15 protein-coding genes are annotated in these 15621 nt (G+C 37.2%); 9 read left to right on the top strand and 6 right to left on the bottom strand.

Going from position 1 to position 15621, the window contains the following annotated elements; all coding sequences use genetic code 11:
• From VJJ26_01690 to VJJ26_01675, 4 genes are all read left to right on the top strand, one after another.
• Window positions 1-219: type II toxin-antitoxin system death-on-curing family toxin (locus tag VJJ26_01690; GenBank protein HLC06877.1), on the top strand; the 219-nt coding region annotated here is incomplete at its 5' end.
• 8 nt (window positions 220-227) lie between these two features.
• Window positions 228-1376, top strand: a complete 1149-nt coding sequence (alr, locus tag VJJ26_01685) for an alanine racemase (protein HLC06876.1) — start codon at window positions 228-230, stop codon at window positions 1374-1376.
• Window positions 1377-1450: 74 nt separating this feature from the next.
• Entirely contained in the window at window positions 1451-1960 is a 510-nt protein-coding gene (locus VJJ26_01680) for a deoxynucleoside kinase (GenBank protein HLC06875.1), read from the top strand.
• A 122-nt stretch (window positions 1961-2082) separates the two neighbouring features.
• Window positions 2083-3603 (top strand): hypothetical protein, encoded by a 1521-nt coding sequence (locus tag VJJ26_01675; GenBank protein HLC06874.1) that lies wholly within the window; start codon window positions 2083-2085, stop codon window positions 3601-3603.
• 53 nt (window positions 3604-3656) lie between these two features.
• Here the strand turns inward: VJJ26_01675 and VJJ26_01670 are convergent, their stop codons facing one another.
• The 5 genes from VJJ26_01670 to VJJ26_01650 form a co-directional block, all read right to left on the bottom strand.
• Complete coding sequence (locus tag VJJ26_01670; protein ID HLC06873.1) at window positions 3657-4985, bottom strand: hypothetical protein; 1329 nt, start codon at window positions 4983-4985, stop codon at window positions 3657-3659.
• 37 nt (window positions 4986-5022) lie between these two features.
• Window positions 5023-6330 (bottom strand): hypothetical protein, encoded by a 1308-nt coding sequence (locus VJJ26_01665; protein HLC06872.1) that lies wholly within the window; start codon window positions 6328-6330, stop codon window positions 5023-5025.
• A 99-nt stretch (window positions 6331-6429) separates the two neighbouring features.
• Window positions 6430-7185, bottom strand: coding sequence for a tRNA pseudouridine(55) synthase TruB (gene truB / locus VJJ26_01660; protein ID HLC06871.1), 756 nt, complete (start codon window positions 7183-7185; stop codon window positions 6430-6432).
• Window positions 7186-7197: 12 nt separating this feature from the next.
• Window positions 7198-8394, bottom strand: a complete 1197-nt coding sequence (tyrS, locus tag VJJ26_01655; protein HLC06870.1) for a tyrosine--tRNA ligase — start codon at window positions 8392-8394, stop codon at window positions 7198-7200.
• Window positions 8395-8553: 159 nt separating this feature from the next.
• Window positions 8554-9270 carry a hypothetical protein gene (locus VJJ26_01650; GenBank protein ID HLC06869.1) on the bottom strand — a complete coding sequence of 239 codons (717 nt, stop codon included), beginning with the start codon at window positions 9268-9270 and terminating at the stop codon, window positions 8554-8556.
• A 319-nt stretch (window positions 9271-9589) separates the two neighbouring features.
• Here VJJ26_01650 and VJJ26_01645 point away from each other — a divergent pair, with 319 nt between their 5' ends.
• The 5 genes from VJJ26_01645 to VJJ26_01625 all read left to right on the top strand — a co-directional run bounded on the left by VJJ26_01645 (window position 9590) and on the right by VJJ26_01625 (window position 14916).
• On the top strand, window positions 9590-12208 hold the full coding sequence (locus tag VJJ26_01645) for a valine--tRNA ligase (protein HLC06868.1): 2619 nt from the start codon (window positions 9590-9592) through the stop codon (window positions 12206-12208).
• A 141-nt stretch (window positions 12209-12349) separates the two neighbouring features.
• A complete protein-coding gene (gene ybeY / locus VJJ26_01640; protein HLC06867.1) occupies window positions 12350-12805 on the top strand; it encodes an rRNA maturation RNase YbeY in 456 nt (151 codons plus the stop codon).
• Window positions 12805-13296, top strand: coding sequence for a hypothetical protein (locus VJJ26_01635; GenBank protein ID HLC06866.1), 492 nt, complete (start codon window positions 12805-12807; stop codon window positions 13294-13296). The genes ybeY and VJJ26_01635 overlap by 1 nt, the downstream gene beginning before the upstream one ends.
• Window positions 13289-14011 (top strand): hypothetical protein, encoded by a 723-nt coding sequence (locus VJJ26_01630; protein ID HLC06865.1) that lies wholly within the window; start codon window positions 13289-13291, stop codon window positions 14009-14011. The genes VJJ26_01635 and VJJ26_01630 overlap by 8 nt, the downstream gene beginning before the upstream one ends.
• Window positions 14008-14916: a hypothetical protein gene (locus tag VJJ26_01625; protein ID HLC06864.1), complete on the top strand. Its 909-nt coding sequence runs from the start codon at window positions 14008-14010 to the stop codon at window positions 14914-14916. Before VJJ26_01630 ends, VJJ26_01625 begins: the two co-directional genes overlap by 4 nt.
• Before the next feature lie 48 nt (window positions 14917-14964).
• Here the strand turns inward: VJJ26_01625 and ruvA are convergent, their stop codons facing one another.
• Window positions 14965-15567 carry a Holliday junction branch migration protein RuvA gene (gene ruvA / locus VJJ26_01620; protein ID HLC06863.1) on the bottom strand — a complete coding sequence of 201 codons (603 nt, stop codon included), beginning with the start codon at window positions 15565-15567 and terminating at the stop codon, window positions 14965-14967.
• Window positions 15568-15621 lie beyond the last annotated feature (54 nt).

Here is a 15621-nt window from a genome sequence, read left to right as displayed (position 1 = left end):
GCAGCCGCATATGCGTACGCAATCACGAAAAATCATCCCTTTCTTGACGGTAACAAACGAACGGGAATAGCTTCTGCTCTTTTCTTTTTGAAGCTCAATGATATTTCAGTCAATTCCACAATGGATGAATTATTTAATTTGACTATTGCAATCGCTGTATCTAAAAAAACTGAAACTGACATAGCCTCGTTTTTTGAACAAAAATCAGTAAAGAATTAAAAAGCACAATGACACCACACAAAAACCAAGTGCTAACACCTCCTGAGTCAACTCACATCACCTCCACAACCATGCCCACAACATTCGTAGAAGTCAGTACCAGCTCCTTCAATCACAATGCCGCCTACTATAAAAATAGAATCGGACGCCAAAACAACCTCGCAGTGGTCATCAAAGGCAATGGATATGGTCATGGATTACAACACATAGCCTTGCTATGCCAACAGAATAACCTTGTTGACTGGATATGTGTTGCTCAGCTATCAGAAGCCCTTGCCCTGCAAAACATCTCTAAGCCTATCCTAGTTCTTGGCTATAGTGATGTAAGCCCGGAATACGCTGTGAATAAAAACATCCACCTTATGGTGGACCATCTTGAGTATGCCCACACCCTGAATAACATAGGGAAAAAACATTCTTATCAGTTCAATGTACACGTAAAAGTAGATACAGGATTGTCTCGAATGGGAGTTTTAGTGAGTGAGGCACATACGTTTATTCAAGAACTACAACGACTTGATTATATCCATATAGCCGGTATCTACAGCCATTTTTCTGCATCAGACACCAATCCCGAGTTTACAGCGCATCAATTAGAAGAATATAACAATATACTTGCACAGTTGCAGCAGAATAACAGTTTACCTACTCATATTCACATGAGTAACACCGCAAGCATTTCGACCGTCCAGTACCCACAACACTTCAATTTTTTCCGCATAGGTCTTGGCGTATATGGCCTTGGACAAGATAAAGCTCATTTAAAACCAGTTATGACCTGGAAAACATACATATCCAACATAAAAACAGTCCCTGCTGGTTCGCGCATTAGTTATACCGGTAGTTTTATAACACAAAGAATAACACGCATTGCACTGCTACCAATTGGTTATTATGATGGGTATGATTTTAGATTTTCCAATAAAACATCGGTCATGATTAACGGATCGTATGCTCCAATAATTGGGCGCGTTGCCATGAATATGACCATTGTTGATGTAACCGATATTGAGACAATAACTGGCGATGAAGTAACATTGCTTGGCGCAGCTGCTCATATTAACGCTCACAACCTTGCACAGAGTGCGGAAATAAAAAATGTACGAGAAATTATCACGGGGATTAACCCTAATATTACTCGGATTCTCACCCTTTAAAGAAACATTAGCGTTAAACCCTAACTTTTTTTATACTTAAAGTAGAACATTTTTTATTTTTGTGAGATAAAAGTATGCTTATTCTTGATGGCACCATTGGCTCAGATGTATCAGCATTTTTAGCACGCATGCACGAGGAAAACAGTTCATGCACCGTCGTAATGTACGAAAACTGGCTCCCTACTTCGCTAAAGCTTCGTAAGGCAAGCAATAACCACATTTCATGTAACGATCATGACCACGGTCACCTTGATGGGATAATTTATCTGAGAGTATCTCCAGAAATAGCATATACTCGAATACAAAAACGTGCACTCGAAACAGAATTATCAATCAGCCTGGAACACATCAAACAAATATACGCTGAAAAAGAACAGCTTTTTATAGAAAACAAAAATAGCCCAAAAGAATTTGAACATCTACCAATACTTGTGCTCAATGGCAACATAGACTTTCAAACAGATTTTGCCCAATTTTATAACCATCTTTTCTACATCAAAAGATTTATCAAACAAATTCAGGATAAAAAAGATTTAGCTCTTGGCATTTATAAAGAAAAAACTCATCATCGACACTGCTGCTAATCAATGAGCGAAAAGCCTGTCTAACAAAAAAACTTTTTACTGAAGTCTTGTTTTATATACTAAAATTCAAATAGTATGGCAATGAATATATATCATAATAAGTCTTATAAAAAGGGGGAAAAATGCGCTTATTTGTAAACGACTGCTTAAGTCATTTGTATAAAATGTATAAAAAGTTTTTTTTAATCTTGTTACCATTATTTTTTATTAACATTGAAAGCAGACAAGATGGACCAATAGTAGCTAAGCCCATACAACCACAAACTGCAGTAGTGCCTGCGCCAGCACAACAGCCTGCAATAATACCTGCACCGGAAAAACATAAAAGAAATGAGTCGAAAAATGGTGATCCTGAAATTCTAAATATCGACAAACGTGTAAAAGTTGTTACTAGTCAACAAAATTGTGATCTGAAGCAATGGAATAATGATCAAGATGATGCTTGTGAATGTTGTTTGTCGTACGGTGAAGGTCGTTTTGGAAAAGACGAGACAGGAGATCAGGTTATCAATCATTGTATTAACGAAGCAAAACAATGCAACGCTTCCTCTATTGCGAATATAAAGAAAAAATATAACGCATCCAATATGACTTCAGATGATTTTTTAGATAAACTGTATGGCACTACAACCGTCGTACATAAAATGAAATTTGATTTTAAACTGCTCGGACCCAAAGGAACACTTACAGACAGTTTATTGTCTTCGATATTAGCACAGGCATATGCAGAAGAAAAATTGAAAGATAAAGCATTTAGTAAAAAAGAATGTTTAAACGTCAAAACTCTTGGTGCTGGAAGTGGTTATAATACAGTACAGCTCTTTTTAGTAACTTCAACATGCGTCACACCATCAAAAAATTACCTCTATATTGTTAAGGAGTCCAAAAAGGGTCTCGAAGAATCAACCAATCTTAAAAAAATAGAAGTTTATCCTGGTATGGAAAGTATTATCGCACCAAAAGTTCAAAAAGGTTTTCCAACCATATCACTACCATTTTTTTATTTTTCTTATCATCCACATAAACAAAATATTCATTATATAGCAACAATGCCAGCAGCTGATGGTATGGTATTGTGTGAATTAATTACCGAATTTAGCAAAAAACAAACACCTCAAAATGCAGCTCGATTAAAAAAAGCGTATCGGATATTGGGACAGGAATTAAGTAATTTTCATAAACGCTTTATGAAGCCTGCACCAGGAAGAAAACTTGGCAATACAGTAGCCCATGGAGATTTACACTGTCACAACATCTTTTATGACGAAAAAATGGGACACTTTACCTTTATTGATAATGAAACGATGGTACGATCTTTTGGAAATTTGAAAAAGCCAGTCATCGATTTTGTACGACTCTTTTTCCCTCATTTCTCAACCGATAAGACGCGATATGAATTTAAAGAATTAATTGCTGACATAAAACCAGGTACGTTTCTTAATATAACTCTTAAGCCTTTTTTAGATGGATATCTCTCTACGTATAGTAACGATGAAAAAAAACAATTATTAAAAGACTTAAAGGAAATATTCACGGATAAAATTGAAGCCCACCCTTTACACTTTAATCAAAAAAGTATGCAAGCACTCAAAGATGAGCATATCATTCGAATATTTAATGAAATTGAAAAAACATTAGAATAAATAGTAAAAGGCTCCAAGAATATCTTGGAGCCTTTATTAATTACTACGAGTAACTATTGTTTTTTTTCAGCAATAATCTTATTAATAATCATGTCAAACTTCTGCTGATATTTTTTTAATTGTTCAGGTGTAGCCATTGAATAGCGAAATATTTTCACTCCAGAAAATGTATTCAAAAGAACATCTGGTGTAAAAATAAGACGTGCTTGAAAGCTATTAATACCTTCAATTTCATTTGGTCTATTACGATAAAAATTAAGAAAATAACTTAAGCTGAACTCACCAGCTTTAACACGCTCTATTAAATTTTTAAATATAGGGTTACTTTCCTGCTCTTGTTTAAACAGCTTAGTGTAGTGAGCTATTGCTGGCGCGGTTTTTTCAAATGTTTTATTTTCCACGCTACGCAAAACAATATTCATTGTTTTTTGATGAGCAGGAATACCCCTGATCCATGACAAGTATCCAATTCTATCGACCTTATCTTTTGGAACAAATATCTGTAGTATCGTTTGCTCTTTTGTTTGATACAAATCAACAAGCGACATAAGCTCATTGATATGTTTATGTGTTAAACTAAAACTATCCATAATTTTTTCGTACGTAACACGAGTAGGATTGGTGTGCCCTCGAGATTTTATAAAATATTGCCATGTACATTCAGGTTGCACTCCAACATTGCCAAAAAGAGCTAAATTGGCAGCAATAAGGAACAAACCCATTGGGTGATCGTTCATCAAGCCACCTTCTTTGAGCTTAGTCACTAAAAACTCTTGCACTGATGATGGTCCATGAACATCTTCAAAACGTAGAAATATAAAATTTTTAATTGAGTTTGCGGATAATGAATTAAAGTGAGCATATAGTCGCGTGTACAAATCTTGTGGAACACGCCAAATATTATCAACACCATGATAAAAAACATAATCGTTTGCATATTCTTTTTCACGAGCCAAAACCGCAGCTATAAGCTTTTCATATGGTTTTGTGTTATACGTAGCAGCAATTAATTTTTTAACTTCAGGAACTGACATATGCGCTTGTGATTGGGTAAAAAGATCGGTTGTTAATTCAGCAGGAATAATAGATTTAGATCTTGTTGTCGAACCGCCTTGCACTATTGGTTTTTGCTGCAACGCCATAGAATGGATATCTTCTAATGATAATTTAACTTTAGGCTTAGGCAACACGGGAGGAGCGTTCTTTGGCGCTTTAACTGCTGGTACTACTTTTTCTTTAGCAACAACAATTTTTTTATCCGCAACCTTCCCAGACGTAGACCGTTTTTGTGGGATAGGATCTACAACACTTCGTGGATAAAGAAGACAAAAATTCATACAAAAAGCCACAAGTATTATGTTTAAAAAAGCTTTTCTATTCATTTTTGCCTTCTTTCCTTTTAATACTATTAACTAAGCTTTACCTACCTGCTGGTACAGCACGCCCTCTTTGTGGAGCTGCAGGACGAGCTTTTTGCGGCATACTTTCAGCAGGTGTTTTTTGAGGTATAATCTGCACCTTGCCCACCCCTTGCGCCGCATCTTTTTCAGCAATCATTTTTGCGATAATCCTGTTTAGTTCAGTGTTATATCTTTTTAATTTATCTTTATGAACTGTCGAAAATCTAAAGAATTTAACACCGGATGCCGGATTAAGTAGTACACCAGGCGTAAACAACAAACGGGCCGTTACGTCATTAATTTCTTTAACATCCCATGGTTTATTACGATAAACTTTTAAAAAAGCATCCAAACTAAAATCGCCAGCCTGAATGTCTTTCAACATATGTCTGAACAGTGGGTTTTTCCTTTGCTCTTCAGCAAACTGTTCCGTTAATTTTTCCATAGTCGGTTTTATCCCTCTCATGAAACCTTTAGATTTTGCATGACTCAAAATCCAAGCAATAGTTTCTCCATGGGCAGGGATACCTTTTACCCATGCCAAATAACCAATTTCATCAACTTTTCCTATAGGAACAAGAATTTGAACAATAGTATCTTCTTTGGTGTCATATATATCAACAAGAGACATTAATTCATCAATATGCTTGTGTGATAAACCAAATCGATCCATCATTTTCTCATATATTATACGAATAGGCTTCGCATGTGACTGTGGATGCATAAAATATTCCCAGGAACACTCGCCTGGAAAACCTACATTGCCAAATAAAGCTAGATTAACTGATAACATAATAAATTTTGTGTCGGTATTATCATCAACAAGCCCTTTTTCTTTCAACTCGTTCACTAAAAAGCTCTGTGCTGTCATATCAACAGCTTCATCACTAAATCTCAAAAACTTAAATTCTCTTGAGGGTGCCTTTTCTGGATTTTGATATGCATAGAGACGAGTGTAAAGATCCTGAGCCAACCGCCACGAGTTTGATGTAGTATTATAGAAAGCGTAATGGGTATCTTTATGTTCAGCCTCATTAGCTATCACCGTTGCTATCACATCCAAGTAAGGTTCAGTATCAGGATAATTCTTTGCAATAAGATCTCTTATCGGTTTCAAAAACAAATGCGCCTCTGTTTGTGTAAATCTATCTGGTTTTTTGTTCGCAGGCGATACAATTTCCGCCAATGGTCGAGCATCTAACTGATCACGTTCAGCCTGCTTAGCTTCTTCTTGTGCTAAAGCAGCCTCTCCTGCTACACTCCGAGCATCAACAGTACTCATCCACAGAGCAATTGCAATAAACATTATACTCATTATCTTCTTCACAACTTCCCCCTTCCTCCTTTTTATAAAAGGACACTATATGTCCATATATTACTACTAGTAATTAATATAATAAAAATAAAAAACAAAACTCAATGATTTTTATAAAAAGAAGTTATCAATTGGAATAATACGAGCATTAATATCATCAATACTTTCAATTGATTGCAAATCTACTGCCTGATCAAGATTGAATGGCCCTATTGCTGTACGAGCAAGCTGATATGTTGTTGCACAGCTACCTGCGCGAATTGCAATATCATTGACCAGAGTACGAATATACGTACCACAAGAAACACGTGCTTGAATAGTAAAAAAGGGAGATTCATACGATAAAAGTTGTTTATCATACAATTGAACAATTCTGCGTTTATTATCAGCTATTTCCTGCAACTGCTGTTCGTTCATCATTTTTTTGCGCGCCAGCAAGTATAACGGTTTTCCCTGATATTTTAACGCAGAATACAGAGGAGGAATTTGTTCATAAGAAGAGCCAAAAGAGTCTAACGCTTGTTGCAACTCCTGTTTTGTTGGAATTTTATCCGATGTTGCTACAACCGTGCCAGTATAATCGAGCGTATCAGTTAATTCGCCACATTTACCTGTTGCAACATATGTCTTTTCCATAACCATAACACGCGAAAGAAGACACGTAGCCTCACGACCAAGAGCAATAATCAATAACCCACAAGCAAAAGGATCTAGCGTCCCTGCATGGCCGATTTTAATTTTTTGGCGCACTGTTACGCCGTTGCCTTGATGTAACAGAATTCTTTTGATGTAGCCAATGCATCCATAGGAACTCATACCAACCGGCTTATTAATTAATAAAAATCCACATTTAACAACGTTATCCATAAAATCAGGCGCTTACTTAATTTTATAAATACGGTGTTTGCCAACTTTAATAATTGTACCTGATTGCCAGTTTATAACTGCTTTAAAATCAGTAACAACTTCATCATTCATGTGCACAGAACCAGATTCAATCAACCGCTTTGCATCTGAAGATGTTGTTACCGCACCCAAAACTTTAAGCAATTCTACTATCCACACAGGATTAGCAAAACCATGCGGCAATTCTACTTGTTCTGCTTGCGAATAATCACGGCTCTGGAACAATGCTTCAAACTGATTACGCGCAGTTACTGCTTCATCAGCCGACCAAAACCGTGCAACAATCGCTTGTGCCATATCTTTTTTTAAGTTCATTGGATGTAAAGTACCAGCAGTAACTGCTGACTGCATTTCACTAATCTGCTGAGAAGTTTTACTGAGCAGCAACAAAAAATAATGCCACATAAGATTATCAGATATGGACATCAATTTGCCAAACGCTTGTGCTGCAGATTCATTTAAACCAACATAATTGCCCAAAGATTTGGACATTTTATGCACACCATCTAAGCCAATAAGCAATGGCATGGTGATTGCAATTTGTCCTTTTTGTCCAAAATGCTCCTGCAAAAATCGCCCCATTAACACATTGAATGTTTGGTCAGTTCCACCCAATTCAACATCAGCTTGCAGCACAATAGAATCATAGGCTTGGAATATTGGATATAATAGTTCATGCATACCAATTGATTCGTTATTTTTAATACGTTTTTCAAAATCATCACGCTCTATAATGCGCGCAAGTGTTACTTTAGCAAGTAAGCTCACTAAATCGGCACTTGTTAACTTGCCAAGCCAGTGGGAATTGTAGACCACCGTTATTTTTGTAGCATCTAAAATTCTACCTACTTGATCAAAATAGGATTGCAAATTGTGATTGATTACATCTTCTGTTAATGGCGGTCGTGTTTTATCACGTCCTGTAGGATCACCAATTTGTGCAGTAAAATCACCAATTAAAAAAATAACTTCATGCCCAAGATCTTGAAATTGTTTTAATTTTGAAAAAACAACCGTATGCCCCAAATGTAAATCAGGAGCTGTGGGATCAGCTCCAAGTTTTACTTTAAGTTTTTTACCACTTTTTATTGCAGCAACAAGTTCGTTTTCAGAATAAATATTTACTGTCCCTGCAGTTAACTGCTCTATTTTGTCCATTTCACTCATCATAACGTATTAAATCCTATAGCTAACCCATTCGCCATGACCCTTCTATACATTCTCCTGCGGAGAACACTCAGGGCGAGCGGAGGAGATAATTTGTATTTCTATTTTCCGCTCGCCCTGAGTGCCCCGTAAGGGGTGTATCGAAGGGTAAACGGATTATTGCTATCCGGCAATGCCTACCACGTGAGCAATCATAAGACCTATATATGAAATCAAATGCACTGATAACAATCGTAATAATGGGGAAAAAAACAAAATGAGGAAAATAGGCAATCCGATTGTTATATAATTTGCATACTGAGCAACTTTATCAGAACGGTCTGCAAGAATAAAAAGCAAACAATTACTGAAGTTAATAATAAAATTCAAAACCCCCAGCACCACATTAAGATATACAAAAGCAAACACAATAAATCCAACAGAAACAACAAATGACGAAATGTGTGGATACATATTTGCAATAGGAAGATGCGAAACATTGTACGTTAACACCATATATCGCATTACTGAAAGAATATTTACATCAAAAATAGCCAACAATGCAATAATGCCTACTATGCTCAGTACAAGATGCATAAATGAATCCGAAAGATACGCTGCTGCGAGTTTTAATGCACGATGTGGCTCACTAATAAGTAGTGGATTAATGGGCACCATCCGTCCCCAACCAAAATAAAACATGAACAAAAAAAAGAGTCCAATCGGATCAATATGATGCATTGGATTCAATGTAAGAAATCCCAAGCGCACTCCGGTAGCATCACCCATTTTATATGCCACCCATGTGCGAAACACATTTGAAATAGTAATAACTACAAGATAAGCAATAAAAAACGTAATGATACTAATAAACATTTCGGCTGTGTGTAATGTAATCATAATGACCGTAAACTCATAAAATTAATTAATAATAACATAAAAAGTCTACCCCGAATTAACTTATGGGTCAAATGGCAAGCTTATTTGCTCTGACGAGCTACGAAGGACAAGTGGCTAAAACTAGATGCTTACATGGAAACGGTATATACTAAGGAGTGTTTAACCCTTCGATACGCCCCTTACGGGGCACTCAGGGCGAGCGGAATAAAAAATTAATTCAAATCTCTCTCTCCGTTCGCCCTGAGTGTTCTCCGCAGGAGAATGTATCGAAGGGTATACATTAAAAAACTCAAGAACATTTGTTTAACCTAGAGTCATCATGGAAAAAAGATACGACCACCAGATATGCGAAACTGCAGCCCAGCAACAATGGGAGACAGACAAAACGTATAAAGCAGAAAACAATCCAGGAAAATTGTTTAGCATAGATACTCCTCCTCCAACTGTCTCTGGAACATTACATATTGGTCACATCTTTTCGTATACACAAACCGATATCATTGCACGCTACAAGCGCATGAATGGCTTTTCTGTGTTCTATCCTTTTGGTTTTGATGACAACGGTCTTCCAACAGAACGATATGTTGAAAAAAAACGTAATATTCGCGGACACGAAATGTCCCGCTCAGAATTTATCGCCCTGTGCATACAAGAATCTCTTGATGCCGCTGAAACTTTTAAAAAATTATGGCAAAAAATGGGACTCTCCGCTGACTGGGACGCCGTTTATTCAACAATATCTGATGATTCACGTAAAATTTCACAAGAATCTTTCATTGAATTGTTCAAAAAAGATTATATTTATCGCAAACAAGAACCTGCTCTCTATTGCACCACCTGTCGCACTTCCGTTGCACAAGCAGAACTTGATGATCAAGAACTACCATCACTCTTTAATGATATCGTTTTTAAGGACAGCGATGGAAACGACTTAACTATCGCAACAACTCGTCCAGAATTGCTTCCCGCATGTGTTGCTGTTTTATGCAATCCCAATGATACTCGCTATTCTCATTTGCGCGGCAAAAAAGCAATCGTGCCTCTGTTTGGTCAAACCGTACCATTGCTGGAAGATGACTTGGTTTCAATTGAAAAAGGCAGCGGCCTGGTTATGGTTTGTACGTTTGGTGATAAAACAGACATCATCTGGTACAAAAAACATAATCTTCCTTATCGCCAAGTTATTGGTTTAAATGGTAAGTTAACCGATATCGCTGGATTTCTTAATGGTCTAAAAGTTACTGATGCTCGTACGGCAGTTATCGAAAAATTACGTGAAAATAATCTTTTGATACGCCAACAAGCGATTTCGCATTCAGTAAACGTTCACGAGCGCTGCAAAAAAGAAATCGAATTTACGATACTTCCACAATGGTTTATTTCTATTTTACCGTATAAGCAAAACTTTTTAGATGTTGCCAATGAAGTTACCTGGCACCCAGCGTTTATGAAATCTCGCTACAATGATTGGGTAGAAAATCTTGCGTGGGATTGGGGAATATCCCGCCAGCGTTTTTATGGCATTCCATTCCCTGCATGGCACTGCCAAGATTGTGGCAAAATATTACTTGCTAATGCTGATCAGCTACCAATTGATCCACAAGAAGTTCCGTATAACGGTCCATGCACCGATTGCGGCAGCACTAATATTAAACCTGATACAGATGTTATGGACACGTGGAATACATCATCACTAACACCATACATTTGCTACAATTTATTCAAGTCCTCTCAGAATTCCGCCATCCTTCGATACACCCCTTCGGGGCACTCAGGACGAGCGGAAGAGAGCCTATCAACAGAATCAAAATCTGAAAAAATTAATCATTCCAACTCCGCTCGCCCTGAGTGTTCTACGAAGCTTCACAGCGAAGTAGAATGTATCGAAGGGTGTTTCAACGATAAACAAGTTCTGGAATTTCTCCCTATGAGCATGCGCCCACAAGCACATGATATTATTCGTACTTGGGCCTTTGATACCATTGTAAAAACATGGATGCATCATGGAATTGCGCCATGGAAAGACATTGTAATTTCCGGCCACGTGCTGAGTGATAAAAAAGAAAAGCTCTCCAAAAAAGATGCTAATACCATGGACCCCATGGTATTGTTACAGAAATACCCTGCTGATGCTATTCGTTACTGGACGGCTTCAGGGCGACTTGGCCAGGATATGATGTTTTCAGAAGAACAACTTGCTGTTGGTCAAAAACTGATCACCAAGCTATGGAACGCATTTCGCTTTGCCGAACCGCATTTAGCTGAATTTACTGAAACTACTACCGCACCCGATGAAATCGGTGCGATTAACAAGTGGATCCTGCACACTCTTTCGGCATGCTTTGCAAAATATCAGCACTATTTTGAACAACAAGAATTTGGGCTAGCTCTTGACGCAATAGAACAATTCTTCTGGAATGATTTCTGTGATAACTACCTAGAGCTGATTAAAAACCAGCTATTTAACCCTGAGCACTATAGCGAAAAAGAAGTTTCTGCAACTCGTTGGGCACTCTACCATGCAGGATTGCGTATACTGCAACTCTATGCACCATACTTGCCGCATGTAACAGAAACACTGTATCAGGAGCTTTATAGGAAACACGAAGAAATACGCTCCATACATCAAACCCGCTATCAAAACGTACAAATTCCTTATATTTTTGAAAATGAAGCCGATACAATGAACAACGTGATTGCGATAGCAGCTCAGGTACGCAAGCTTAAATCTGAACAACAACTTTCGCTTAAGACCCCCATTGCTACAATGCATGTTTTTGCTCAAAATAGTGATCTTTGCGATGCTCTTGCGCAACACGATCAGCTTATTCGTGGAGTTACACAAGCAACAACCGTCGCTTACAAAGAATATAGCAACCAGAGCTCACAACTGACTCAAGTTGACGAAGCATGGCATGCGCAGATAATCCTGGAATAGGGCAAAAAACGTTTATCTAACTTGATTTTTACCCATTTTTAGTCGATACTGAAAATGTAGTTGTAGTACACACTGTTCAATCCCACACGCTTTGTCCCTTTGGGGGTCCCCGTGTGAAGAGAATCGTAACGCGGGGTTAAAATGGTTAATATAAATAACGAAGAATGCATCACCACCCTCAATATGCAGCAATTTGAAAAAGATGCCCAAACGATCTTAGGATTGATGGGATATGCAGATTTTGACCTGGGTATTTTATTAACTGATAATCAAGCAATTCAATGCTTTAATCGTGATTTTCGCAGCAAAGATGAACCTACCGATATTTTATCATTTCCATTCCACCCAGATTTGGAAGCTGGACAAGCAATTACAGCCGAAACAGAAGATGATAGAAATGTGGGCGATCTAATTATTTCACTTGAATACATCAAAGAATTGTGTGAACAAGAGAATAAAACTATCAATGAACACTTGCGCACATTATTGTGCCACGGCATCTGCCACCTTCTTGGTTATGACCACTACACAGAAAGTACTGATATGGTCATGAAAGAAAAAGAAACTTGGCTTGCTGCAAAATTAATAGAAGAATAATGAAACGTATACTATCTTGTATTGCTTTACTGTTTACTCTCTTGACACCGGTGAACTCCAACGGCTTTCTTGATCTAACCATAGAGCTTACTTACGAGTGTGATAGCATATTTGAATTTGGTGATTTATCCATAAAAGAATTTATCGTAACTCCATCGAAGAACACTGACTCTCTTTCATCAGGCGATATAGCGTCGCTTGGAGCGGTTTTAGCAGCAAAAAATGTAGCCCTACAAGCAGCCCTTATGACGAAAAAAGACCCAGAAGGAATAGCCTTTCTTAATAATCAACGCCAACAAATAATTGATGAACTTAAGGTTGCTCAACTGCTCAACAGAAAAAAAGAATTAGAACTAGAATTAACACTAAAAAAAGAACGTGCTGAACAAGCACAACTTAATATTAAATCTAAAGAAATCGAAAATGAAATAGAAGCAAAATTGCTTAAAAAATTTGGAGCAAACGATAGTGAAAAAAGTCACCATGCATAAAAAAATCTTGATAATATCATTCTTATGTTTTTTTATCTCTTCTAACATTACTCCTATGACTGATCCACGTTTCGATAAGCTTGAAAAAGCTATCAGTGATGTCACTGCCAATACATCCGATGTGGTTATAGAGCAAATCAAAAAAGAAGTCGCTGAACTGTCCAAAGATAAAAAAAATTATTTTAAAATTGCTCTCTTGACCCATAGTGATAAAGTCAGCAGCAACAATGTGTTTGAGGAAATTCTTAAAGTCGCGAATGACGCATATGCCGAAGTACATCGAGCAAAAGTAGAAGTAAAACAGGCAACCCCTGAAGATATAAAGCGAGTCAAAATTCTTGAAAAAAAAGATAAACTTGAAATAGAAACTCAAATGATGCAAAATTGCTCAATTCCCACTATAGTACTGGCACACAATCTCGGGCAAGCACAACAAGAATTATTACATTCCTTCATCAGTAATACTGTTGAAACCATCTTCACCTTAATCTCAGACAGACTGATAATGACCCGATATCCAAAAAATACTGTTGTTCAAAACAATATAGCCACATTACATAACAACGTAGATATCCTCAACAGCAATCAAAACTTCCTCAATACTGAATTAGAAATGTGCAAACAATACAAAACTGATTTGCAAAGAAGAGCAACCCACTATGACAAGACAATACAAAGAAAACTAAAAAGACATCTAGAGAAGGAAAATAAGTGATTATAAAAAAAAATTTACTCCTGCTATCCGTGATAGGAATCTTTTCAACAGTTGCTCTGCATTCAATGGATAACGAACCAAAAGTAAAAGAAAAAACACCTAAAGAAGAATATCAAGAAGCAAAAAAAAATTATTGGGAAAAAAAGGCTGATAGAGACAAAGAAGCACAAGAACTTCAAGCGCGAGTAAACAGTCCTCGTGGATACGTAGAACAAGAAGCTACTAAGCAGACTGTGGGTCTTGTTGTCAAAAGGCTTGATAGCGGACTTTCGTATATCACCGACGAGCTAAGAAAACAATGGGTAGGTCTTTCAGAAGCAGAAATACTACAAAAAGAAATAGAAGAGTTAGATAGACAACTCAAAACGGAGTCTCTTAAGGGACAAGCTCTTAATAATGAGATAGCAACTGTTACAAAACAAACTAAAGACGAGGAACAAGTTGTACTCAAAAAACAAGAACTCAATCATGATATTGATGCTGCAGAAAAAATAGGGTCTCGTTTACCGGGAACATATAATAATCCCGCATTTAAAAAGCGATGGACAGAACTTGCAGCTCAAGCTGGCATAGACTTACCTGAAGAAAAAACTCCAGAGGATACAAATAAAACGACCCCGCAAAAAGAAAAAATAGGCCTGTTGTCAAAATTGGCAACCCCTTTTGTCTTTACGGCGATAACGGCTGGCCAATTTGCTGATTTTCTTGCAGGCTGTTCATTTGCACACATCACAAATCTTGAATGCTTTAAAGGCACCGTTATTGAAGCACACTCTCTCGGCATTAATCGTCTTCTGATTGCAACAACAGTTGCTGGTATTTCATACGTAGCATACAAAAAGTACAAATCATATAACACTGATGAAGAAGATGATTGGTACAATAACGATGACGATACAGAGTAAGATTATTTTTGCATAATAAAAAAGCCCAGCATAAAATCTGGGCTTTTTTTACATCTGTTTTGATAAATATGAAAGTGCTTGGCGCAGTAAAACATCAAACGTCACATTGTCTGTTTTTATATTCTTTCTTACATACTCCATTGCCCTGCCAATTTCTGTACGCGAATAATTTAATGACTGCAACGCCAAAGAAACATCGTGGAAGTGCGAAACATCTTTCATCTCACTCACATCCACCGTACCTGATTCAATAAGATTTGCCACTTTGTGCTTTAATTGCACAATAATTTGTTCAGCCTTTTTTTTGCCGATCCCATTAACTTTACTGAGTATTTGATCATCACCCGCTGAAACGGCATGTAAAAAATTCTGAGAACCCAAATCGGCCAATATTGCGAGTGCTATTTTGGGGCCAATACCTGAACAACTGATTATTACTTTAAAAATTGATCTGTCCAAGGGGAGCGAAAAACCAAACAAACTGGGACCATTTTCTGCATTCCAATGTACATAGCTATACACTTTGATTTGCACGCCTTTTTCGAAACTTCTGCTCTGCGGCACCTGTAAACTAACGCCAATCATGCCCACATCAAGGATAATTTCCTGATCTTGTGCATCTTTTATTATTCCAACAAAATAATCAACCATACAATGCCTCTTTATTTATTTTTATAGCCTTTTTTATTGACAAAAACCGTACTC

Source organism: Candidatus Babeliales bacterium (assembly GCA_035288105.1).
GTDB lineage: Bacteria > Babelota > Babeliae > Babelales > Vermiphilaceae > SOIL31.
The sequence above is the reverse complement of the archived record's forward strand: the minus strand, read 5'-3'. Positions and strand labels throughout refer to the sequence as shown.